The 23,625-nt window shown below is 64.3% G+C and carries 21 protein-coding genes; 7 read left to right on the top strand and 14 right to left on the bottom strand.

Translation table 11 applies throughout. The features are described from left to right. Positions 1-156 precede the first annotated feature (156 nt). Positions 157-543, bottom strand: coding sequence for a helix-turn-helix domain-containing protein (locus AC3G88_RS10910; RefSeq protein WP_153948518.1), 387 nt, complete (start codon positions 541-543; stop codon positions 157-159). A 283-nt stretch (positions 544-826) separates the two neighbouring features. Between AC3G88_RS10910 and AC3G88_RS10905 the strand changes: the two genes are divergently transcribed. Beyond that, a complete protein-coding gene (locus tag AC3G88_RS10905) occupies positions 827-1,447 on the top strand; it encodes a TetR/AcrR family transcriptional regulator (protein WP_488772499.1) in 621 nt (206 codons plus the stop codon). 330 nt (positions 1,448-1,777) lie between these two features. After that, on the top strand, positions 1,778-2,677 hold the full coding sequence (locus tag AC3G88_RS10900; protein ID WP_488772824.1) for an alpha/beta fold hydrolase: 900 nt from the start codon (positions 1,778-1,780) through the stop codon (positions 2,675-2,677). On the opposite strand, the gene AC3G88_RS10895 is transcribed toward AC3G88_RS10900, so the two are convergent. From AC3G88_RS10895 to oxlT (AC3G88_RS10875), 5 genes are all read right to left on the bottom strand, one after another. After that, positions 2,678-3,694 carry a zinc-binding alcohol dehydrogenase family protein gene (locus AC3G88_RS10895; RefSeq protein WP_488772500.1) on the bottom strand — a complete coding sequence of 339 codons (1,017 nt, stop codon included), beginning with the start codon at positions 3,692-3,694 and terminating at the stop codon, positions 2,678-2,680. Between the two features lie 187 nt (positions 3,695-3,881). Then, positions 3,882-5,207, bottom strand: a complete 1,326-nt coding sequence (gene oxlT, locus AC3G88_RS10890) for an oxalate/formate MFS antiporter (RefSeq protein WP_488772501.1) — start codon at positions 5,205-5,207, stop codon at positions 3,882-3,884. A 675-nt stretch (positions 5,208-5,882) separates the two neighbouring features. Beyond that, positions 5,883-6,098, bottom strand: coding sequence for a hypothetical protein (locus AC3G88_RS10885; protein ID WP_153948522.1), 216 nt, complete (start codon positions 6,096-6,098; stop codon positions 5,883-5,885). Between the two features lie 247 nt (positions 6,099-6,345). Then, a complete protein-coding gene (locus AC3G88_RS10880; RefSeq protein WP_488772503.1) occupies positions 6,346-7,257 on the bottom strand; it encodes a LysR family transcriptional regulator in 912 nt (303 codons plus the stop codon). Positions 7,258-7,303: 46 nt separating this feature from the next. Beyond that, positions 7,304-8,653 (bottom strand): oxalate/formate MFS antiporter, encoded by a 1,350-nt coding sequence (oxlT, locus tag AC3G88_RS10875; RefSeq protein ID WP_488772504.1) that lies wholly within the window; start codon positions 8,651-8,653, stop codon positions 7,304-7,306. 214 nt (positions 8,654-8,867) lie between these two features. Between oxlT (AC3G88_RS10875) and AC3G88_RS10870 the strand changes: the two genes are divergently transcribed. Both AC3G88_RS10870 and AC3G88_RS10865 read left to right on the top strand, forming a co-directional pair. Beyond that, a complete protein-coding gene (locus AC3G88_RS10870; protein WP_153948525.1) occupies positions 8,868-9,812 on the top strand; it encodes a LysR family transcriptional regulator in 945 nt (314 codons plus the stop codon). Positions 9,813-9,940: 128 nt separating this feature from the next. Then, positions 9,941-10,258 carry a LysR family transcriptional regulator gene (locus AC3G88_RS10865; RefSeq protein WP_488772505.1) on the top strand — a complete coding sequence of 106 codons (318 nt, stop codon included), beginning with the start codon at positions 9,941-9,943 and terminating at the stop codon, positions 10,256-10,258. Positions 10,259-10,346: 88 nt separating this feature from the next. Here AC3G88_RS10865 and frc (AC3G88_RS10860) read toward each other — a convergent pair whose 3' ends face one another. Further along, positions 10,347-11,579, bottom strand: coding sequence for a formyl-CoA transferase (gene frc / locus AC3G88_RS10860; RefSeq protein ID WP_488772506.1), 1,233 nt, complete (start codon positions 11,577-11,579; stop codon positions 10,347-10,349). A 354-nt stretch (positions 11,580-11,933) separates the two neighbouring features. Between frc (AC3G88_RS10860) and sucC the strand changes: the two genes are divergently transcribed. After that, positions 11,934-13,157 (top strand): ADP-forming succinate--CoA ligase subunit beta, encoded by a 1,224-nt coding sequence (sucC, locus tag AC3G88_RS10855; RefSeq protein ID WP_488772507.1) that lies wholly within the window; start codon positions 11,934-11,936, stop codon positions 13,155-13,157. 1 nt (position 13,158) lies between these two features. Then, positions 13,159-14,064, top strand: a complete 906-nt coding sequence (gene sucD, locus AC3G88_RS10850; protein WP_488772508.1) for a succinate--CoA ligase subunit alpha — start codon at positions 13,159-13,161, stop codon at positions 14,062-14,064. A 25-nt stretch (positions 14,065-14,089) separates the two neighbouring features. Here the strand turns inward: sucD and AC3G88_RS10845 are convergent, their stop codons facing one another. The 7 genes from AC3G88_RS10845 to AC3G88_RS10815 all read right to left on the bottom strand — a co-directional run bounded on the left by AC3G88_RS10845 (position 14,090) and on the right by AC3G88_RS10815 (position 22,533). Beyond that, positions 14,090-14,536 carry a PAS domain-containing protein gene (locus AC3G88_RS10845; protein WP_488772509.1) on the bottom strand — a complete coding sequence of 149 codons (447 nt, stop codon included), beginning with the start codon at positions 14,534-14,536 and terminating at the stop codon, positions 14,090-14,092. A 192-nt stretch (positions 14,537-14,728) separates the two neighbouring features. Further along, positions 14,729-15,979, bottom strand: coding sequence for a formyl-CoA transferase (gene frc, locus AC3G88_RS10840; RefSeq protein ID WP_249640928.1), 1,251 nt, complete (start codon positions 15,977-15,979; stop codon positions 14,729-14,731). A gap of 48 nt (positions 15,980-16,027) precedes the next feature. Continuing rightward, positions 16,028-17,761, bottom strand: a complete 1,734-nt coding sequence (oxc, locus tag AC3G88_RS10835) for an oxalyl-CoA decarboxylase (protein WP_488772510.1) — start codon at positions 17,759-17,761, stop codon at positions 16,028-16,030. Positions 17,762-18,092: 331 nt separating this feature from the next. Further along, positions 18,093-18,875, bottom strand: a complete 783-nt coding sequence (locus tag AC3G88_RS10830; RefSeq protein ID WP_488772511.1) for a fumarylacetoacetate hydrolase family protein — start codon at positions 18,873-18,875, stop codon at positions 18,093-18,095. A gap of 110 nt (positions 18,876-18,985) precedes the next feature. Further along, a complete protein-coding gene (gene frc / locus AC3G88_RS10825) occupies positions 18,986-20,233 on the bottom strand; it encodes a formyl-CoA transferase (RefSeq protein ID WP_153948532.1) in 1,248 nt (415 codons plus the stop codon). A gap of 337 nt (positions 20,234-20,570) precedes the next feature. Then, positions 20,571-21,290 carry a GntR family transcriptional regulator gene (locus tag AC3G88_RS10820; RefSeq protein WP_400396074.1) on the bottom strand — a complete coding sequence of 240 codons (720 nt, stop codon included), beginning with the start codon at positions 21,288-21,290 and terminating at the stop codon, positions 20,571-20,573. 226 nt (positions 21,291-21,516) lie between these two features. Further along, the gene (locus AC3G88_RS10815; protein WP_488772512.1) at positions 21,517-22,533 is read right to left on the bottom strand and encodes a 2-dehydropantoate 2-reductase; all 1,017 of its coding nucleotides are present in this window, start codon (positions 22,531-22,533) and stop codon (positions 21,517-21,519) included. A gap of 234 nt (positions 22,534-22,767) precedes the next feature. Here AC3G88_RS10815 and AC3G88_RS10810 point away from each other — a divergent pair, with 234 nt between their 5' ends. Continuing rightward, entirely contained in the window at positions 22,768-23,529 is a 762-nt protein-coding gene (locus tag AC3G88_RS10810; protein ID WP_488772513.1) for a TerC family protein, read from the top strand. Positions 23,530-23,625 lie beyond the last annotated feature (96 nt).

Here is a 23,625-nt window from a genome sequence, read left to right as displayed (position 1 = left end):
ACGACGGCGCGCTGCAAGAGGCAGCGGATCAGCCCACCATCGGACATGGCGGCCGCATAGACAGGACTGCGCCGGGGCGAACGAACGTGGCGCGCAACGGAATTCGGAATTCGTGACAGGACGGGGTGTCGCCTGTCCTGTCACGAATCTGAGGGGTCAGACGGGCTTGTGGCCCTCCCCCGATGTGGGGCCCGAACCGAAACCACCGGACGACGGCGTCGATGTCGCCGGTGCTGCCGCCGTGGCAGGCTGGCCAGCCATCGAAGCAGCGGTCACGCCGCCATTGCGGCTGGCGATGAACGCGTTGACATCGGCGGCAAGATGCTGCGGCGCCAGCACCACTTCAAGCCCGAGCGCCTCGCAGGCCGCCAGGAACGTGGACATACGCGGATCGGCCTGACCCGATTCGGCACGAAGATATGCCTCGCGGGAAATCCCGGCCTTACGGGCGACGTCCTCCTGCTTGAGCTTGCGCGCTCGACGCAACGCCCGCAGTTGCCGGAACGGTTCGCTAGCGCCTCTTGGCACGGCTGTACTGTTCATGTCGGTCTCCAGTCACCAGTGAAAAAAAAGTGCGCGGACGTGCATTCGAGTATAGAGCACGCAAAGCGTTCCGTAAGGTCTGTTGTGGAACACTTTTACAGATTTCTTATGATGGCTTGATCTCTGCCGCCAGACTCTCATCCAAACGGCGGATAAAGCACAGCTTCCTCCTCCCGCCCCCACATAACGGTAGTGCGCGCTTTGCGTTGACGTCACATCAGTATCGTCCACGTGTGGCATAAGGCAAGTTGACAAACCGTCCGGTCGTGCTATTCTCGAACGCATGCAAAAGGGACAGCTCACGCGCACCGCGATCATCGAACAGGCTCTGCAGTCGGCCACGCAGGTCGGGTTCGAGCAGTTGTCGCTCGCCACGCTGGCCGCCGACACTAATATGTCGAAGAGCGGCCTGTACGCCCACTTCAAGTCGAAGGAGGCGCTGCAGGAAGCCGTGCTGGCCCGCGCCATGGAGCGATTTTCCGAGATCGTGGTGCAGCCCGCGATGCGCCGGGACCGTGGCGTCACCCGGCTGGAGACGCTGTTCGATGGCTATCTTTCATGGATTGCGGGCGCGGTGATCGAGGGTGGCTGTGTGTTCATGGCGCTGTCGCAGGAATACCGCAATCGGCCCGGCGTCATCCGCGACAGGCTCGTGCAGGCATTCAAGGACTGGCACAGCACCATCGTCCGCGTGGTGACCGATGCCGTGGACGAAGGCGACCTGCGCACCGACACCGACGCCCGGCAGTTTGCCTTCGAGATGGCAGGCATCGGCATGTCGTTCCAGTCGTCGTCCAGGCTGATGGCCCGGGCCGACGCGGAAGTGATGGCGCGCCGCGCGTTCGGGCGCCTGGTCAATGACTTCAGAGAGAATCGCAGCAAGGAGACCGCCGGCACACACTGATCCCCCCAGGGGACACTGTGCAAGGCGCACGGTAATTCAGGATTTTCACCCGCCACAGCGCAAGCGGCGTGGCGATGCAGAGGGTGGTTCAGGCGGCATTTTTGCCGCATTTTCTTGCCCTGAAAATAGCACGACTGGTCGGTCGCAAAGCATAAAAAAGATAAGGCAAATAGCGTCTTGTCACTGACCAAGTCGGTAAATGATCAGTCGGAGGTGTTCGTCGTGCCGCAAGTGCTGTCATCCGCATCCCAACGCGCCGCCGTCCAGGACACTGGCGGCGCCCTCTCCTATCCGCCCCGTACGGTAGCCGGCGCACTGGAAGCCAGTGCGATGGCATGGCGCCGTCTGCGCTGGCAGGCGGGCAGTCTGTTGTTCCCCACCGCAACGGCGACAGCGCTTGAGCGCCTGTGGTTCAGTCCGCCTCGGGGCAAGCAGAGCCCGGAAGGACGCCGGATGCTGGACGCGGCGCGCGCGGAATGGGCACTGGTCACTGGCCAGGGCGCCAGCCGGCGCGTGCGCGTGTATCGCTGGGGTAACAAGGGGCCCGTTGTGCTGCTGGCGCACGGCTGGGGCGGCAATGCGGGCCAGTGGCATGCCGTGGCAGCCGGCCTGTTGTCGGCGGGCATGCGCGTGGTGGCCTTCGACGCCCTGTCGCACGGCGCGTCCGATGCGGGCGCACGGGGACAGCAGCAGACGTCGATCCTGGAAATGGCGCGATCGCTATTGGCCGTGGCCTGGCATGTCGGACCCGTGCATGCCGTGGTGGCGCATTCGCTGGGCGGCGCGGCGGCCGCGCAGGCGATTCGCGAGGGCCTGCCCGCGCGCGGGGTGGCAATGATCGGGGCGCCAGCCGACATGTACGACGCATGCGCCGCCATGGCCTGGCAGCTTGGCATCGCGCCGCATGTGCTGGACCGCATGCAACGCCGCAGCGAACAGTGGCTCGGCGCGAGATGGTCCACGTTCAATGTGCCCGATATCGGCCGTACCCGGCCGGTGCCACCATTACTGGTGATTCATGACCGCGACGACAAGGAAGTCCGCTGGGAAGATGGCGCCGCCATTGCCGGCGCGTGGCCGGACTCGCGCCTGATTACCACAGAGGGCCTGGGCCATCGGCGCATCCTGCGCGACGCCGATGTCGTCGCGCATCTCGCGCGCTTCGTGTGCGGCCTGGCAGCCGCACCGGCCCTGCCCCCGATGTCGTACAGGGCTTCCGCGTCGCAGTGATCAGAACCCTTGCAGTACCAGCTTGCCGATGGTCTGTCCGCCTTCCAGCAAGGCATGGGCACGCCGCAGATTGTCGGCCCGGATGGCGCCGAGGTTGTCCCCCACGGTCGTCTGCAGCCTGCCGGCATCCACCAGGCGCGCCACTTCATTGAGCAGGCGATGCTGCGCGATCATGTCGGGCGTCTCGAACATCGCGCGCGTGAACATGAATTCCCAGACGAACGTGGCGCTCTTGCTCTTGAGTTCGCCCACGCTCAGCGGGCCGGCGTTCTCGACGATCGAGCAGATCTTGCCCTGCGGCGCAATGGCCGCGGCCATCGCATGGAAATGGCGATCCGTATCGTTGAAGCAAAGGATGTAGTCGACGTGCGCAAACCCGAGCGCGCGCAGTTGCTTCGGGATGTCCTGACGATGGTCGATCGTGTGATCGGCGCCCAGGCGGCGGCACCATGCCTCGGACTCCGGACGGGAGGCCGTCGCCACCACGGTCAGGCCCGCGAGCACCTTGGCCAGCTGGATGCCGATCGATCCCACGCCGCCCGCCCCACCAATGATCAGTACCGACTTGCCCGCATCGTCGCCTTTTGGCGAAACGCCCAGGCGGTCGAACAGGGCTTCCCAGGCCGTGATCGCCGTGAGCGGCAACGCGGCCGCCTGCGCGAAATCCAGGGATGCGGGCTTGTGGCCGGCAATGCGTTCATCCACAAGATGGAATTCGCTGTTCGCGCCCGGCCGCGTGATGCTGCCCGCGTAGAACACCGGGTCCCCGACGTTGAACAGCGTCACCTCGGCCCCCACCGCCACCACGGTGCCGGCAGCGTCCCAGCCCAGCACGCGCGGGGCATCCTCGACCTTGTCCTTGGGCGCCCGCACCTTGGTGTCCACCGGATTCACGGCGATGGCTTCCACCTTGACCAGCAGGTCGCGGCCGGTGGCTTCGGGCTTGGGAATTTCCACATCGACCAGCGATTGCGGATCGGAAATGGGCAGGTAACGGGTCAGGCCAATGGCTTTCATGTCAGGGTCCTCTCGAAGAATGACGGGATGCCTGCATCGTAGCCAATCCCCACACGATTGATTAGCCGGATAGTGTCGCAATCACTTTCCCTTTTTTCAGGAAAATGCGACCAGACAAAAAGCCCGCGCGAGGCGGGCTTTTCAACGGTGCCCTGGCGCCGAGGCGCAGGGATCAGGTCAGGTCAGGTCAGGTGAGGTCATCCGGCACCGGACGATAGCCCATCGGGGTCGTCGAGGTGTCCTGAACGTACTTTTTTGCGTGGGCCTCGCGCATCGGCTTGAGTACGAAGATGGCCATCAGCGCCGAGAGCGCTGCCATGCCCGATGCCAGCATGAACACCGCATGCCAGTCGCCGGTAGCCGCTGTGATCACGCTGGAGAACGGCACCAGCAGCGCGGCCGTACCCTTGGCCGTGTAGAGCATGCCCGCGTTGGTCGCCGCGAATTTCGGCCCGAACGTATCGCCACAGGTGGCCGGGAACAGGCTGTAGATTTCACCCCAGGCGAAGAACACGATGCCGGTCAGGACCACGAATGCCACAGGATTGTGGCCGTAATTGGCCAGCAGCAGAATGCCCACCGCCTCCACCGCGAACGCCAGGAACATCGTATTTTCCCGACCGATGTTGTCCGACACCCAGCCGAAGAACGGGCGTGTCAGGCCATTCAGCACGCGGTCGATGGTCAGGGCGAAGGTAAGCGCCGGCAAGGTAAGCCCCCAGATCGACACGGGCGAATCGTGCAGGCCGAAGTCCTTGGCGATGGGGCCCAGCTGCGCGGTCGCCATCAGCCCGCCCGCGGCCATCATCACGAACATCGCGTACATGACCCAGAAGATCGGCGACGACATCACCTGGCGCGGCGACGCGTTGTAGGTGGTCGCGGCCTTGAGCGTCGACTTGACGTCCGCCAGGATCTTGGCCGATGGCGGCAGCAGCAACATGCCCAGGACCATCACGATGAGGCCCTGCCCCAGACCGAAGTACAGGAACGTGGCCTCGTAGCCGCTGCTCTTGATCATGTTGGCGATCGGCACCACGGTGGCCGCCGACCCGGCGCCGAAGCCCGCGGCCGTCAGGCCCGCTGCCAGCCCCCGGCGATTCGGGAACCACTTCAGCGCGTTACCGACGCAGGTGCCATACACCGCGCCCGCGCCTACGCCGCCAATGGCGGCCGCCACGTAGAGCATCGGCAGCGACGACGCCATCGAGTTCAGCACCCAGGCCACCGCGCACAGCAGGCCACCGCCGACCACCACCGGGCGGGGACCGTACTTGTCCACCAGGTAACCTTCGATCGGCACCAGCCAGGTCTCGGTCACCACAAAGATGGTGAAAGCCACCTGGATCGCCGTGCGGCCCCAGTGGTACTTGTCGTCGATCGGGTTGACGAAGAGCGTCCAGCCGTACTGCATGTTGGCGATCATCGCCATACAGATCACGCCGAATACAAGCTGCGTCCACGGCGATGAATACCAGGACGCTTGCGCGCGTGCGCTTTGCTGACTTTCCATGGTGTCTCCTACTGGCGGGTGGGCCCGCTGTTGTGGATCGGCATCTGCATTGGTGCCTGTGGTGTGTACTGCTGCTGCTTTGTGTTTTTGTGTCGAACGGCTGGCCGCTCTAGTGCTATACAGTATGTGGTATATCACGCAAGTCAAGGCGATTCGGCGGCCTACCTGACTTATCAGGCAGACATTCGAAAGCACGCAGTCGTGTGGCCCCGCCGACTGGTGCATCGGGTGCATGAAAGCCCGCCGACCCAGCGAGCCGATCCTCTTGCCGATCAGACACTTAGGCATGCATCTGGCATCAATGGAAATTGCTGCGGCGCATGTGGCGGATAACCCGATCTAGGGAAAGTCCCGACCCTTCCGGCGACGTCGAATCATCAGCAGGCAAGCCGAATTCGGCGCGGTTGAGGACCACGGCACATGGGTCGAAAAGGAAAAAACCGGGGAAATCCGGCGGGGGATTTGGGGAGGGAACGCGCGATATGCCGTGCTGCGTCGCGACCTGAGATCACGGGCGCAGGGGCATGGCGATACGGCTTGCGAAATTCTGAAAAGACGGCCGCGGAGGACTGCGGAAACTACGCACTGCGGGAGTTGCCGGCCGCTACAACTTCCCTGCTACTACCAACTGCACACTACAGGTACTGCAAAAATCGTCGAATAGCGAACAGGCGATCAGGCGTGCAGGAAGCGCGGCTGGAGCACCATATCCGAGGCAGAGCTGCCGATGCCGGTGGACGACTCTTCCGACGAACCCAGACCCGCAAAGCGGCCATGTTCCTGGGCGGTGGTCAGCAGGCCCATCGGCAGAACGGTGGCGAGCACGTAGGTCACGGTGACACCCAGCGAAACAACACCGAGGGCGAGAAGGGTAAGCAGCGTGGTGTTCATGAAAACTCCTAAGTCGTAAGGATCAAGGTGGATTCATTATATGCTGCACTGCGAGGTCTGTAAATATTTGGTATGTGATATATCTGTAGTGGAATCGCTCTAAAAACAACAACGCACCCCAAGGGGTGCGTTGTTGGTCTCACAACTGAGTCCGGAAGACGGCCGGCGCTCAGATCACGAACAATAAGCGCCGAAAAAGTCGCAACAATATTTTCCGCAGCGCGGCAGGTAAATCGCGCTCATCGCCCTACCCCACTTTCTTCAAAAGCTCGTGGTCGTACTCCTGCGCACGCAGGTTGTCCCAGACGGCCGCCGCGTTGGGCTTTAGCGAGCGCGCCTTGCGCCGTACCAGCATGACGTTGGAGGTCACCTGGGGCCGCAACGGTCGCAGGACAGCGGCGGGGGCCAAGCCACTGGCCTGCGCGCGCGACGGCACCACGCCGATGCCCAGCCCCATCGCCACCATGCCGAAGATGGCCGCGAAATGTCCGAGCAACTGCAGCGAGCCGGGCCTGACGTGATACGTGGACAATGCGCGCTCGACCGCAGGCTGGACCCCGGAATGCTGGTCCAGCGACAGGACCGACGCATCGGCCAGTTCGCCCCACCCCAACGAATCGCGCGATGCCAGCGGATGGTCCGCCGGCAGCACAGCTTGTAGCGGGTCGACGCACAGCGGTTCGCAGTAGAGGTCGTCGCAGGGTGCCGGATTGCTGGCGATACCGAAATCCACCTCGCCGCTGCGCACGCTCTGCAACACCGATTCATGCGAGCGGTCGCGCAGCGTGATGCCGATGCCGGGCCACGCCTTGCGGCAGCCCGCCAGCCACATCGGTACGGACATCGACGACAGCACGGGGTCGGTGGCGATCTGCACGGTGCCCTGGCTCGGCTTGCCGGTGCCGTGGCTGTCGCGCAGCGTCTGCTCGACTTCCTCGATCAGATGGCAGATGCGTTGCGACAGCATTTCGCCGGCGTCGGTCAGCTCTACCTGGCGCGTGGTGCGGTCGAACAGCCGCTGGTCGATTTCTTCTTCCAGTTCGCGCACGCTACGGCTGATCGCCGATTGCGTAAGACCCAGTTCTGCCGCGGCGCGCGTAAAGCTTTTCTGGCGCGCCACCGCGGCAAAGGCCTTCAACTGAGGAAGCGAAACATTCATGGTGCCGCTCCTTCCTTGCTGGGTACTGCCCGGGTTGTGGCGCGGGCTATTCACCCTTGCCCGTGGAGAAACCTGCCATATAGGTGCCGTTGTCGCTGACCGGGACAGGCTGTGCCTCGGCATGGCCCGTGATAAAGCGCCGGCGCATCGGCTGCAGCACGAACTTGGCCGCCACCCCCGCCGCCACCGTCATCACGGCCGCCACGGCGAACACGAGGTTCCAGCCGCCCGTATGCGACAGCACCGATGCCACCGGCACCAGCAGCGCGGCCGTGCCCTTGGCCGTATAGAGCGTGCCGGCGTTGGCCGCGGCGAACTTGCTGCCGAACGTATCGGCACACAGCGCCGGGAAGATCGAGAAGATCTCGCCCCAGAACAGGAACGTCAGCGCCGCGAACAGCATGAACATGTACGGGTCGTGGCCGAACTCCAGCAGGCCGATCAGCGACAGGCCTTCGCCGATGAAGATCAGGAACATCGTGTTTTCCCGACCGATCCGGTCCGAGACGAAGCCGCACAGCGGACGCGTCAGCCCATTGCACAGGTTGTCGATCGACAGCGTCATCGTCAGCAGCGGCAGCGTCATGCCCAGCATCGTCACCGGCATCGACGCAAAGCCGAAGTCCTTGGCGATGGGGCCCAGTTGCGCGGTGGCCATGATGCCGCCGGCCGCCACGGCCACGAACGAGATGTAGATCACCCAGAACACCGGCGTGCGCACCATCTGGCCAGGCGTGAACTCCACCGGGTTGGTCAGGATCTTCTTGTTGGCCACCAGCCCCTTGGGCGGCTGCGGCTTCACCAGCAGCAAGGCCATGGCAAAGATCAGCACGCCCTGGATGATGCCGAACGTAAAGAACGCGTGCTCATAGCCCGACTTCTGGATCATGTTGGCGATGGGAATCACCGTCAGCGCCGACCCCGCGCCAAAGCCGGCGGCGGTCAGGCCGGCGGCCAGGCCACGCTTGTCCGGGAACCACTTCAGCGCGTTACCCACGCAGGTGCCATAAACGCCGCCCGCGCCGATGCCGGCGATTACCGCTGCCGTATAAAGCATCGGCAGCGACGTGGCATACGAATTCATCACCCACGCCAGGCCGGCGCAGATGGCGCCGCCTGCCACTACCGGGCGCGGCCCGAACTTGTCCACGAGCCAGCCTTCCAGCGGCACGAGCCAGGTTTCCGTGACGATAAAAATGGAAAAGGCGACCTGGATTGCAGAGTCGCCCCAATGGTGCTTGGCGTTCATCGGCGTAACGAACAGCGTCCAGCCATACTGGAGGTTCGCCACCAAACCCATACAAAGTACACCGATGAATAGCTGGAACCAGCGATTGCGGAGGAAGCCTCCGTTTGCATTGCCCATGGCGGGGCCTGCCGCATTGATGTGCGCCATGTCGTGTCTCCTTGCATTAGTGTCATGCGCGCTCTGCGGCGCGCGTGGTGGGCTTGGCCTTGGGGGGACGCCCGCTTTCACTACTGAATGAGCGCGCCTGACATTGCGGCACGTGTATTCGTGGATTGATGCTACTTCAAACTTAGATCAGCACAGCATAAAGTTTTTTATTATGATCATTGACGATCCTTTATAGATTGCGGGAAATCGTGCAATGAAGAATGCGACGCTGCGCCAGCTGAAAGTCTTCGAAACGGTGGCCCGCCACCTGAGCTTTTCCCGTGCGGCTGAAGAGCTCCATCTCACGCAACCCGCTGTTTCTACACAGGTTCGGCAGCTGGAACTGCACGTTGGCCTGCCCCTGTTCGAGCAGCTTGGCAAGCGCATTTACCTGACGCCGGCCGGCACCGAGATGCTTCACTACAGCCGCAGCATCATTCAGCAATTCCGGGAAGCCGAAGACGCGATGGCGCAGCTTAAGGGTATATCCGGGGGCCGCCTGAACGTCGCCGTGATCAGTGCAGGCGACTATTTCTTCCCTCGCCTGCTCGCGGAATTCATGAACCGGCATGAATCGGTGACCTTGAATCTTGCAGTGCACAACCGCGAGGAACTGCTGCACCAGTTGAGCGGCAACCTGACCGACCTGGCGGTCATGGTACGCCCGCCCGAGGGCATGGACACCATCGCGGAACCGTTCGCCCCGCACCCCTATGTCATCGTGGCCGCACCCAACCATCCGCTGGTGGGCCAGCGACGTATCCCGCTGGCGGGCCTGGCGGAGGAGGCCTTCGTGGCGCGCGAAAAAGGTTCGGACACGTGGAATTCGATGCAGGAAGGTTTTGCCGGCCGGCTCTCGAACCTGCGCATCGCGATGGAGATCAAGAGCACCGAGACCATCAAGCAGGCCGTGATCGCCAACATGGGCATCGCCTTCCTGTCGGCACATACCGTCGGCCTGGAACTGCAGACCGGCAAGCTGGCCGTGCTCGATATCGAAGGCTTTCCGGTGATGCTGAACTGGTATGTGGTCCATCGCAAGAACAAGCGCCTGCCCCCGGTGGCGCTGGCGTTCAAGCAGTTCCTGATGGAGGAAGGCCACACGCTGATCCAGCAGATCACGGGCGTCGAAGGCCTGATCCGGCCCCATCATGGCTAGTCGTCTCTTGCATAAGCGATGACTTATGGTTTTTCGATGAAACTTTAATTATCGTAAATCGTTCCTGCTGTCTAAGCTTCGGACATCACACGCTGCAGCACAGACGTGTGCAACCACAGGAGACGATCATGAACCACCTCCAATCCGACGCGCCCGCCACCGTTGCAATGCCGACGGCCGTCAGCGAGATGCGCCACCTTGATCGTGAGATCCAGCTGGCCGCCTACAACGCCGCGTTCACCGAACTGGGCCTGCGCTTCCGCTGGGACGCTCCGATGTTCGAATGGCTGTGCGGCATCGACTGCGAAAAGGCGCGCGTCACGCGCTATATCGAGCAGTACCATGCCCACCTGCTGAACGCGTACGACGCGCCGTTCCTGAGCCAGCTGATCTTCGACAAGAAGAACGAATACCTGCGCGGCATGGCCGGCGCCGGCGCGAACTAAGTTCCGCGGCACCGCCATCGCAGCAAGGGGCCCCGTCACGGGGCCCTTGGCATTTCTACGACGTGCTTCGCAGACAACGAGGCTGGCGCTAGACCGCCCCGGCCGCCTTGAGCGTGGCAATCTGCGCCGGCGTGCGGCCCAGCCATTCCAGTACCTCGTCGGTGTGCTCGCCCAGCAGCGGCGAACGTTCGACTTCCACCGGCGAATCGGACAGCGTGATCGGGCAGCCCAGTTGCACGTACTTGCCGCGCTGCGGGTGATCCAGTTCCACCAGGTAGCCGCGGTCGTACAGCGAGCCGTCCTCGATCAGGTCCTTCATCGACAGGATCGGGCCGCACGGCACGTCCACTTCGTTCAGGGCCGCCATGACTTCAAACTTGGTCCGGGTCTTGGTCCATTTCTCGATGACGCCGAAGCATTCGCCCAGGATCTTCAGTCGCGCCTCGGGGGTGGCGAAGTTCGGATGCGTGATCAGGTCCTCCCGGCCGCACAGGCGCATCAGCGGCTCCCAGCCTTGCGGCTGGATGATCACGTACACGTAGTCATTGGGCCCGCCCGGCGAACAGCGCAGCGCGGCCCCGGGCTGGCCGCCGCCCGACGCATTGCCGGCACGCGGCACGAAATCGCCGAATGCCTGGTTCGGATATTCCTTAAGCGGGCCGGCCGCCAGGCGCTGCTGGTCGCGCAGCTTCACGCGGCACAGGTTCAACACCGCATCCTGCATGGCCACTTCCACGCGCTGGCCCCGCCCCGACTTCTCGCGATGCAGCAGCGCGGCCAGGATGCCCACCACGCAATGGACGCCGGTGCCGGAATCGCCGATCTGGGCGCCGGTCACGGTGGGGACGCCGTCCTCCTCGCCGGTGGTGCTGGCCGCCCCGCCCATGCACTGGGCCACGTTCTCATACGCCTTGCAGTCCACGTACGGGCCAGGACCGAAGCCCTTGATCGACGCGTAGATCAGGCGCGGATTCAGCGTCCGCAGGCGGTCCCAGTCGAAGCCGGCGCGATCCAGCACGCCCGGCCCGAAATTCTCGACCAGTACGTCGCAGCGTTGCACCAGGTCTTCCAGCAAGGCCTTGCCCTCGGGCGTCTTCATATTGAGGGTCAGGCTGCGCTTGTTCGAGTTCAGCATCGTGAAGTAGAGGCTGTCCGCGTTCGGCACATCGCGCAGTTGGCTGCGCGTGATGTCGCCTCGTCCGGGCAGCTCCACCTTGATCACATCGGCACCCAGCCACGCCATCAGCTGGGTGGCCGACGGGCCAGCCTGCACATGGGTCATGTCGAGGATGCGGACCCCTTCCAGTGCCTTGTTGTTCATGGCGTTGTCTCCTTGAGGATTCTCGTGAAGGCAATGTCTGCACGACCGGCCGGCGCGCCGTGCGGCGTCGATCTTTCTAAACACGGTATGTGATATATCAGAACACAACAAGAGGAAAAGGCAGAAGGCGGCCAACTTTCGGTTCTGCGTTGCAGCAAACTCCCATCGAATCCAAGCCTGGACCTTGGATACAGAACCTCGCGGCCCACGTCGTTGCGCTGCGCGGTTTCACCAGGCATTTCGTCACCCCGCAGCACGATTATGTTGATATATTACATACCATATTTTAGGTTGCGAAAAGAAAGAGCGGACACCGCCCTGCGCCATCGTGCGCATCCCAGATGAGGAGACACGTTGAACATCCACGAACATCAGGCCAAGGAGTTGCTCCGGCGCTATGACGTGCCCGTGCCGCAGGGCTGCGTAGCCTTTACGCCAGACGAGGCTGCCCATGCCGCCCGCAAGCTGGGCGGCCCGGTGTGGGTGGTGAAATCGCAGATCCACGCAGGCGGCCGGGGTGCCGGGCGTTTCGTCGAACAAGCCGCTGGCGATGGCCCGGGCAAGGGCGGCGTGCGCGTCGTGACGTCGATCGACGACGTGCACGCGAACGCGTTGCAGATGCTGGGAAAGACGCTGGTCACCAGCCAGACCGGCCCTGCTGGCCGGGCGGTGCGGCGCCTCTACATCGAAAAAGGCTGCGATATCGCGCGCGAGCTATACCTGGGCATCGTGATGGACCGCGCCACGTCGCGCATCACCATCGTGGCGTCCGCCGAGGGTGGCACGGACATCGAGGCGGTTGCCGCCCGTACGCCCGAGAACATCCTGAAGGTAGCGATTGATCCGGCCAGCGGCATCCAGCCTTTTCACGCACGCCGGGTGGCCAGCGGCCTCGGACTACTGGGCAAGCAGGCGGATGCGGCCGCGCGGCTCATCCTCGCTGTCTACCGCGCATTCACCGAACTCGACGCGTCGATGGTCGAGATCCATCCGCTGGCGATCACCGGCAGCGGCGACATGCTGGCGCTGGACGCCAAGTTCGCGTTCGACGACAACGCCCTCTTCCGCCATCCCGAGATCGAGGCCATGCGCGACGAGAGCGAGGAAGATCCGGCCGCAGCCGAGGCCGCGCGCCACGGGCTGCACTACGTGCGGATGGGCGGCAATATCGGCTGCATGGTCAATGGCGCCGGCCTGGCCATGGCCACCATGGACCTCATCCAGCGCCATGGCGCCGAGCCGGCCAACTTCCTGGACGTAGGCGGCGCCGCCACGGCCGAACGGGTGACCACCGCATTCCGGCTGATCCTGGCCGATCCCAGGGTGGAAGGCATCCTCGTAAACATCTTCGGCGGCATCGTGCGCTGCGACGAGATCGCAGAAGGCGTGGTCGCCGCCGCGCGCGAGCTGGACCTGACCCTGCCGCTGGTGGTGCGGCTGGCAGGCACCCATGTCGAACCGGGCAGGCAGATCCTGCGCGATTCGGGCCTGCCGATCATCGCCGCCAGCCAGCTTGCCGACGCGGCCAGAAAAGTGGTGGCCGCCGTGCGGGCCACCCGGACACACGGAGAACAGTGACATGGCGGTCCTGATCGACCAGAACACGCGCATGATCTGCCAGGGCTTTACCGGCGCGCAGGGCACGTTCCATTCGGAACAGGCGCTGGCGTACGGCACGAAGGTGGTCGGAGGCGTCACGCCCGGCAAGGGCGGTGCGTCGCACCTGGGGCTGCCGGTCTTCGACACCGTGGCTGCGGCGGCCGATGCCACCGGCGCCGATGCGTCGGTCATCTACGTGCCGCCGCCCTGTGCCGCCGATGCCATCCTGGAGGCAGTCGATGCCGGCATTGCGCTGATCGTATGCATTACCGAAGGCATTCCCGTGATCGATATGGTGCGCGTCAAGCGGGCCTTGTCGGGCTCCGGCAGCCGCCTGATCGGGCCGAACAGCCCGGGCGTGATCACGCCCGGCCAGTGCATGATCGGCATCATGCCGGGACACATCCACACCCCGGGCAGGATCGGCGTTGTGTCACGCTCGGGCACGCTGTTCTACGAGGCCGTGGCCCAGACCACGGCGGCCGGGCTCGGACAATCGACCTGCATCGGCATTGGCGGCGATCCGGTGAACGGTACTGGCTTCATCGATTGCCTGGAGATGTTCCTGGCCGATCCACAAACCGAAGGCATCATCCTGATCGGCGAAATTGGCGAGATGGGCGATTCGGCGGAAGAAGAGGCTGCCCGCTTCCTGGACGATGCGCGGACGCGCAAGCCCGTGGTGGGCTGGATCGCCGGCGCGACGGCGCCGCCGGCACCCCGCATCGGGCATGCCGGCGCCATCATCTCGGGCGGCGCGGGCACGGCGGCCGCAAAGATCGAGGCCATGCGCGAGGCCGGCATCCACATGGCCGCATCGCCCGCGGAGCTGGGCGCGACCATGGCGGCAGCCTTGCGCCAGGGAACCGGGGCGCCCCCGGGATAAAGGTTGGCGCCTCCGGAGCGGCCTGTCAGCCGGCTGCGGCCGCCGCGCCCGCCTTGGCTTCCAGTTCCACAATGCGCTTGCGCAACGCTCGCTCTTCCTGAAAGCGCACGGTCTCGTCGCGGATGATCGCCACGATGCCGGTGACTTCGCCGCCGTCGCCGTGCAGCAGCGCCACGGTAAAGGCGATTGACATCGCGTCGCCCTTCTTGTTGATCGCCGGCACCTTGAGCAGGTCATGGCCGTAGCGGGTCTGCCCCGTTGCCATGGTCTTGTCGTAGCCTTCCCAATGCCGCGCACGGAGGCGCTCGGGAATGATCAGGTCCAGCGACTTGCCCAGGGCTTCCTCCTGGGTGTAGCCGAACATGTACTCCGCGGCCGGGTTCCACAAGGTGATGGCGCCGTCGGCGCCGGAAATGATGACGGCGTCGCCGATGGCCGACACCAGCTGTTCGTAGTCGATTGCAGTCTGCATGGTCATTCCTGAGGAATGGTGGGTGGCCCTTCGCCTTGCCAAGCCGTACCGGCCCGGGCACTCATTGTGGCACTGCTGGCGCGCCCCCAGATAAAAACGCGCCGGGGTACGGGGTCGTCCGACCCACGCACCCCGGCGCGCCTGTTCCGGCCCGCTGTCAACATCGGGGCGCTGGCAATGCTGGCGTCCTGCTCAGATCACCTGCGCTTCGCGCAGACGGGCGATCTCCTCGGCGTTGTAGCCCAGGCCGGACAACACTTCCTCGCTGTGCTCGCCCAGCAGCGGCGAACCCGTGATTTCCGGCTTCAGGTCCGAGAACTTGATCGGGCTGCCCACGGTCAGGTACGTACCACGCTGCTTGTGCGGCACTTCGACGATCGACCCGCTCTTGCGCAGCGATTCATCGGCCGCGATTTCCTTCATCGACAGCACCGGCGCGCACGGAATGTCGAACTTGCGCAGGATGTCCACCGCCTCGTACTTGGTCTTGTCGGCAAGCCATTCCTCGATGGTGTTGAAGATCTCGAAGATGTGCGGCTGGCGGGCCTTGGCCGTGTTGTAGTTCGGATCGTCGATCCACTCTTCCCGGCCCAGTGCCTTGCAGATCGGCTCCCAGGCGTGGCCCTGGACGGTGAAGTAGATATAGGCGTTGGGGTCGGTTTCCCAGCCCTTGCACTTCAGCACCCAGCCCGGCTGGCCGCCACCGCCGGCGTTGCCGCCACGCGGCACCACGTCGCTGAACGTGCCATGCGGGTACTGGGGATACTCTTCCAGGTAACCCAGGGCGTCCAGGCGCTGCTGGTCGCGCAGCTTCACGCGGCACAGGTTCAGCACGGCGTCCTGCATCGACACGGCCACCTTCTGGCCCTTGCCGGTCTGCTGGCGGCCGATGATCGCGGTCAGGATGCCAATGGCCAGGTGCATGCCGGTGTTCGAGTCGCCCAGGGCAGCGGCCGACACGGTCGGCGGGCCATCCCAGAAGCCGGTCGTCGACGCGGCACCGCCGGCGCACTGCGCCACGTTCTCGTAGACCTTCAGGTCTTCATAGTGGTGGCCGTCGCTGAAGCCCTTCACCGAGGCCACGATCATCATCGGGTTCAGTTCCCTGATGCGGTCCCACGAGAAGCCCATGCGGTCCAGCGCGCCCGGGCCGAAGTTCTCGACCAGCACGTCCGATTCGCGGATCAGCTGCTCCAGGATCTTCTTGCCTTCCGGCTTCTTGGTGTCCAGCGTCAGCGAACGCTTGTTGCTGTTGAGCATCGTGAAGTACAGCGCGTCTGCGTCGGGCTGGTCGCGCAGCTGCGTGCGGGTCACGTCGCCCGAGCCCGGGCGCTCCACCTTGATGACGTCCGCGCCGAACCATGCGAGAAGTTGGGTGCAGGCGGGGCCGGCCTGGACATGCGTGAAGTCGATGATCTTGATGCCGTTCAGTGGAAGATTCACGTTCGCTCTCCTATTGGAATAGAGGGTGAAATTCGGGGGTCGGGTGGGTTACTTGCTGGCCGAGCTCTGGGGATTCAGGTTGGTCAGGCGGCCGCTCTCGGTGCCGGCTGCCGGATCGATGACGGCGTTGATCAGCGTGGGCTTGCCCGAACGCAGCGCCTCGTTCACCGCGGCTTCGAGCGCCGCCGGTGTGGTGACGTTGTGGCCGACGCCGCCAAACGCTTCCATCATCTTGTCGTAGCGCGCGCCCGGCACAAACATCGTGACGGCCGGGTCTGCGCCGCCGGTCGGGTTCTTGTCGATGCCCTTGTAGACGCCGTTGTTGTTGAACACCACGACGCAGATCGGCAGGTTGTAGCGGCAGATCGTCTCGACTTCCATGCCCGAGAAGCCAAAGGCGCTATCGCCGCACACCGCCAGGACCGGCTTGCCGGTTTCCACCGCCGCCGCCACCGCGTAGCCCATGCCCACGCCCATCACGCCCCAGGTGCCCACGTCCAGCCGCTTGCGCGGCTCGTACATGTCGATCACGGCGCGGGCGTAGTCCAGCGTGTTGGCGCCTTCGTTGACGAAAGAGATGCCCGGGTTGGCCTTGACGACGTCCTTCAGCACGCGCAGCGCGCCGTGGAAGTTCATCGGCGTGGTCTCCCTGGCCAGCGTCTCGGCCATCTTCGCCAGGTTCTTTTCCTTGCGTTCGTCCACCGCGCCAATCCACTCCGCGCCCGGCTTGGCAAAGTCGTTGCCGATCTTGCCCAGCAGTGCCGACACGCAGGAACCAATGTCGCCCACGACCGGCGCGGCGATGGCCACGTTGCTGTCCATTTCGGTCGGCGAGATATCGATCTGGATAAACTGCTTCGGCTTGCCCCAGGTCTTGCCCTTGCCGTGCGACAGCAGCCAGTTCAGGCGGGCGCCGACCAGCAGCACCACATCGGCTTCCGCCAGCACATACGAACGCGCGGCCGACGCCGATTGCGGGTGCGTATCGGGGATCAGCCCCTTGGCCATCGACATGGGCAGGTACGGAATGCCGGTCTTCTCGACCAGCGCGCGGATATCGGCATCGGCGCGGGCATAGGCGGCGCCCTTGCCCAGCAGGATCAGCGGACGCTTGGCGCCCTTGAGCAGTTCGACGGCGCGGTCGATCGAATCCGGCGCAGGCAGCTGGCGCGGGGCCGGGTCCACGACCTTGATCAGCGACTTGCGACCCTTCTCGGCTTCCATCGACTGGGCCAGCAGCTTGGCCGGCAGGTCCAGGTACACACCGCCCGGGCGCCCCGACACGGCGGCGCGGATGGCGCGGGCCACACCGACGCCGATGTCTTCGGCGTGCAGCACGCGGAAGGCCGCCTTGGCGTGCGGGCGGGCAATCGCCAGCTGGTCCATTTCTTCGTAGTCACCCTGCTGCAGGTCGACGATCTCGCGCTCGCTCGACCCACTGATCAGGATCATCGGGAAGCAGTTGGTGGTGGCGTTCGCCAGCGCGGTGAGCCCGTTCAGGAAGCCCGGCGCCGACACGGTCAGGCAAACGCCCGGCTTTTGCGTCAGGAAGCCGGCAATCGCCGCGGCGTTGCCCGCGTTCTGCTCATGGCGGAAGCTGATGACGCGCATGCCGTTGGCCTGCGCCAGGCGGGCCAGATCGGTGACCGGAATGCCAGGCAGGCCGTAGATGTTCTCGATGCCGTTCAGCTTCAGCGCGTCGATGACCAGATGGAAGCCATCGGTCTGTGCCTGCTGTTCTTCTGCAGCGTGACGCTGCAGTTCGTTTCCGACTTCTGCCATGATTGCTTCCTTCTATGCAAATTGACGGGATTGGACTTTCTTCTTCAGGGTGTCTTCAGCGCGCGCTCGCGTTCCGCCTGGTGACTTCGGATAAAACGGAGCGGTGTCTCCTTCCTCGCGCTTCCCTGTACTCGATGACGCTGAAATACGGTATGTGATATATCAAAGATCAGCAAGTAATTTCCCACTGTTACGACGAACTTTCGTCGGTGCACCGCAGCATTTCGTGAAAATTAGACGCAAATAAAGGGAAATTACCGATCCCTGCCGATATGCCCCGACGCCTGGCGTGGGCATGCCGTCCTGCCGGTTCGACTGACTTTGAGCCGGGTCAGCCGCGCATATGGTTGACGAGCGAGCCGATCCCGCGGATCGACACCTCCACCACCGAACCGTCCTTCATCGACCCCACCCCGATCGACGTGCCGACGGCGATCACGTCGCCCGGCATCAGCGTCATGTCCTGCGACAGCCTGCTGACCTGCTCCTCTGGCGAAAAAACGATGTCGGACAGCGGGTAGTTCTGGCGTTCGGCACCGTCCAGCCGCGTCACCACGCTGGCGCTACGCCAGTCAAAGCCGGTGACGATGGCCGGACCGATGCAGCCGAAGGTGTCGGACCCCTTGGCGCGCGTCCACTGCGGGAAGTTCGGATCGGCATTGAGCAGCTCGCCCGCCGTGACGTCATTGACGATGGTGTAGCCAAAGATGTGCGAGGCGGCTTCGCCCAGCGGCACATTGCGGCATTCGCGGCCGATGACGATGCCGAGTTCGCCTTCGTAGGCGATCTTGCCGGTGTAGCCGGCCGGGCGACGGATGGCGTCGCCGGGGCCAGCCAGCGAACTGGCCGGCTTCAGCAGGAACAGCGGATGCACCGGCACCGACTTCTCCAGCCGGGCGGCCAGCGCGTGAAAGTTGTTCCACAGCGCCACGATCTTGCCGGGCTCGCACGGGGCCAGCAGGTCCAGCGACGCGTAGCTGTAGGTGTTGCCAGTGGGACGGGGATCGGTATAGCCAGGGCCATCGCATTCGATGACGCGGTCGGCATCGCCATCGTCGAGGCGGCCGTAAGCGGTGTCGCCGTCGGGACGGCGGAAGCGAATCCAGGTTTGCACGGCAGCGTTCCTCCGGCAGGCGGGTCAATGCCGCGCCTGCGCTCTGTTCGGACTTCGGAGCCCCTCTCGGGGCCGTCGAGACTGACGCCCGTCGCGGCGGGCGCCTCGGGTCAGACCGCTCCGGCCACCCGCAGCGCCGCAATCTGTGCCGGCGAACGCCCCAGCCATTCCAGGATCTCGTCGGTGTGCTCGCCCAGCAGCGGCGAACGCTCGACGCGCACCGGCGAATCGGACAGCGTGATCGGCGAGCCAAGCTGCACGTACTTGCCGCGCGTCGGATGTTCCAGTTCCACCAGGTAGCCGCGCTCGTACAACGACTTGTCCTCGATCAGGTCCTTCATCGACAGGATCGGGCCACACGGCACGTCCACCTCATTGAGCGCGTTCATCACCTCGAACTTGGTGCGGCCCATCGTCCATTGCTCGATGATGCCGAAGCAGGCAGTGAGCTTTTTCAGACGCACTTCAGGCGTGGCGAATTCCGGATCGGTGATCAGGTCTTCGCGGCGGCACAGGCGCATCAGTGGCTCCCAGCCCTGCGGCTGGATGATGACGTAGACATAGTCGTTCGGACCGCCCGGGGCGCAGCGCAGCGCAGCACCGGGTTGGCCGCCGCCCGACGCGTTGCCGGCACGCGGCACGTGGTCGTCGAACTGTTCGTTGGGATACTCGCGCAGCGGACCGGCATCCAGGCGCTGCTGGTCGCGCAGCTTCACGCGGCACAGGTTCAGCACGGCGTCCTGCATGGCAACTTCCACCCGCTGGCCACGTCCCGAATGCTCGCGCTGCAGCAGCGCGGCCAGGATGCCGACCACGCAGTGCACGCCCGTGCCGGAATCGCCAATTTGCGCGCCAGTCACCGTCGGCATGCCGGCGGCCTCGCCGGTCGTCGATGCGGACCCGCCCATGCACTGGGCCACGTTCTCATACGCCTTGCAATCCTGGTACGGGCCGGGACCGAAGCCCTTGATCGACGCGTAGATCATGCGCGGATTCAGGTCCTGGATATGGTCCCAGTCGAATCCGGCGCGAGCCAGCACACCCGGACCGAAATTCTCGATCAGCACGTCGCTCTGCTGGATCAGGTCTTCGAGCAGCGCCTTGCCTTCGGGCGTCTTCATATTGAGCGTCAGGCTGCGCTTGTTGCTGTTCAGCATGGTGAAGTACAGGCTGTCGGCGTTCGGCACGTCGCGCAGCTGGCTGCGCGTGATGTCGCCGCGGCCCGGCATTTCGACCTTGATCACGTCGGCACCCATCCAGGCCATCAACTGCGTGGCCGAGGGACCGGCCTGCACGTGTGTCATGTCCAGAATGCGAATACCGTCGAGGGCTTTGCGTTCGTTGTGGGTGTCGGCCATGGTGCGTCTCCTGATTTGTGTTTTGCTCTGTTGACATACAGTATGTGGTATATCACGAAGACGCAAGGGGGTTTAAACCCGAATTCAGGAGGTTTCGATGCTGCATCGCAGCAGGCGCAATCTCGCCACCGGTTGCGATGGGCCGGCATAACAAAAAACCCCAACACGCCGTGAGGCGGTTGGGGTTCGGATGATGGGGTCAGGTCACGCAAACCTGACACGGCGTGCATGGCCAGCGGGCCAAGCGGCCCTGCCCTGCCGACAGCCATCGGGCGCTTCCGACGAAGGCCGGCTGAGGTGCCCGGCCCGGCCGACGGCCGCTCAGGTCAAAGCCAGGTCAGTCCAGGAAATCGCAGTGTTTTTCCACGTAGTCGGCCAGGTCGAGCGAATGTTGGCGCACGAGCCGTTCGGCCAGTTCCGTGTCCCGCTTTTCCAGCGCCTCGATGATCCGCAGGTGATCGACAATCGAGCGCGCCGCGCGGTCGCTTTGCGAGATCGTCATTTTCCGAATCGCGCGCACATGGACAAAGATGTTCTTGATCTGGTCCATGATGATCTGCGACTTCGACAACTGCACGATCGCCTGGTGGAACACGATATTGGCGTCGGAATATTCCTCGATATGCTCGGCCGGCGTGGAGTCGCGGAAGCTGTCGAACATATGGCGCAGCTTGCCGATCTCCTCGTCGGTGGCATTCTTGGTGGCCAGGCGGGCGGCCATGCTCTCCAGCGCGGCCCAGACCTGGATCATCTCGACGATCTCGCGCTTGGTCTTGCGGGTGATATAGATGCCCCGGCGCGGCACCGTGCGCAGGAAGCCTTCCTGCTCCAGCAGTGTCATGGCCTCGCGGATTGGCGTTCGGCTGACGCCCAGGGCTTCGGACAGCACGCGCTCGTCGAGCCGGACTTCCTCGCGTGACTGGTAGATATCGGCGTCGGCAATGGCCTGGCGCAGCATCGCGTACGCCTGGTCGCGCAGGCTGGCACCGGCATTGATGGGTTGCAGCGAGAGGGACAGCCCTTGCGGCTGGATTTCGGGTTGGCTTTGGGCAGACATGAATGCACTCGTCAGTGGCCGGTGCCCCGGACGCCAGTCTGGCGTCCGGTGGCACCCGTTCCGTGAACGTTATCGCGCCAGTTTGGCATGGCGCCATGCGTTTTGCTCATCAATCTGGCGCGCTTGACACCACATTGTGACGCAAGGGACGGTCCGGCCTTTCGTATATGGTATATCACATCGACGGCACTGCCGAAGGTCATTGGCCTCGCTCCACCGCCCGGCTTCAGGCGGCCTTGGCTACCCTGACCGGCTCGGCGCTGCCTGCCACTGCCGCCTGGGCCATCCGGTCGCGCTGCTTGATCAGGCCCAGCACCGCGTCGATCATCGGCGTGGGCTGGCCAATCATCCGGCCCATCTCCTGCACGACAGTTAGCAGCGGGTCGATCTCCATGGCCCTGCCCGCCTCCAGGTCCTGCAGCATCGATGTCTTGTGCGCGCCCACCGCGCCCGCGCCGTCGATCCGCCGCTCGACGTCCACCCGGAAGTGAACGCCGAACCGCTCGGCGATGTCCTTGGCTTCGAGCATCATCTGTTTGGACAAGGCGCGCGTGGCAGGGTCGGACGTGATGATATCCAGCGTGCCATGCGTCAGCGCGCTGATGGGGTTGAAGCACAGGTTGCCCCAGAGCTTCAGCCAGATTTCGTCACGGATGTTGTCGCGCACCGGGGCATCGAGATCCGCCTTGGCCATCATCTCCGACAGTCGCGTGACGCGGTCCGAACGGGTGCCGTCGGGTTCGCCAATCGGAAACTTCTTGCCATAGACGTGCTTGACGACGCCGGGCGCCACGATTTCGGCCGCCGGGTACAGCACGCAGCCGATCGCGCGCTCGGCCCCCAGGCCTTGCCACTGCTTGCCGCCCGGGTCCACGCTTTCCAGCGTGCGCCCGGCGAATTCGCCGCCGTGCTTGTGGAAATACCAGTAGGGAATGCCGTTGACGCCGGTCACCACCGCCGTCTCCGGCCCCAACAGCGGCTGCATCAAATCCACCACGCCTGGCACCTGGTGCGCCTTCAAAGTGATGAAAACGTAATCCTGCGGGCCCAGGTCTCGCGGGTCGCTGGTGCAGCGGACCTTGGCCACCCGCTCCTCGCCTTCGATCTGCAAGCGCACGCCATGGGCCTGCATGGCCGCCAGATGCGGACCCCGGGCGATAAAGCTGACGTCGGCGCCCGCCAGCGCCAGCTGCGCGCCCATGTAGCCGCCAATGGCTCCTGCCCCGTAGATACAGATCTTCATCGGTTGTCTCCTGATTGTGGTGATTGTGATGGGATGCTGCGAATGCCTTGGTATATCACATACTATATTTCACAATCGCCTTTCGACAACCCTTCTTTCACTCAGTGGCGCCACGCACGCTGTACCGGTATCGCCGCGTGCAGGGTGTGTACTACCATGTCCCTCGTTGTCCGCTTGCGGGCCGCCATTCCGCTTCCCGGCCCTCTTCCACTGTCACGAAGATCTGGAGTCCGCATGGAATCACTGCTCGAACTGGCACGCGACCCGTCCGCGTGGGCCGCCCTGGCCACACTGGTCGCCATGGAAATCGTGCTGGGCATCGACAACCTGATCTTTATTTCCATCCTCACCAACAAGCTCCCCGAGCAGAACCGGGAAAAGGCACGCCGCATCGGTATCGGCCTGGCGCTGATCCTCCGCCTGGGGCTGCTGGCCACCATTGCCGTGATCGTGGCGCTGACCGAGCCGGTCTTCACCGTCCTGGGCAAGGGTATTTCCTGGCGGGACATCATCCTGATTGCCGGGGGCGCCTTCCTAGTCTGGAAAGCCACGCGCGAGATCCACGAGCATGTGGCGCCCGAGGCCGAACACGCGGACGAATCGGCCGTGGCCCGCGCCGCGCCGGGCTTTGCGGCGGCCATCGGACAGATTCTGGTGCTGGACCTGGTCTTCTCGATCGACAGCATCATCACCGCCGTAGGCATGACGGATCACATTCCGATCATGTTCGTGGCCGTGATTGCCGCCGTGACCGTGATGCTGTTCGCCGCCACGCCGCTGGCGAACTTCATCCATCGCAATCCCACCATCGTGATGCTGGCGCTGGCCTTCCTGATCATGATCGGCATGACGCTGATTGCCGACGGGCTGGGCCATCATGTGCCCAAGGGCTATATCTATACGGCGATGGCGTTCTCGACCGCCGTGGAAGGGCTGAACATGCTGGCGCGACGCCGGCGTGCGAAGGCCGGCGGCAAGGTGGCCGCGCACGACTGAGGGCCGCCGGGCATCGGCATGACCGCGCCAAGTTAGAATGGCCGCCAGCGTGGCAGCCGTACCGGGCCCTGCCGGACCGCCGGCCTGCCACCCCGC

The sequence above is a fragment of the Cupriavidus sp. 86D6 genome (genome assembly GCF_057815095.1).
Note: the sequence above shows the minus strand (reverse complement) of the source record. Positions and strands in the feature narration are given on the sequence as shown.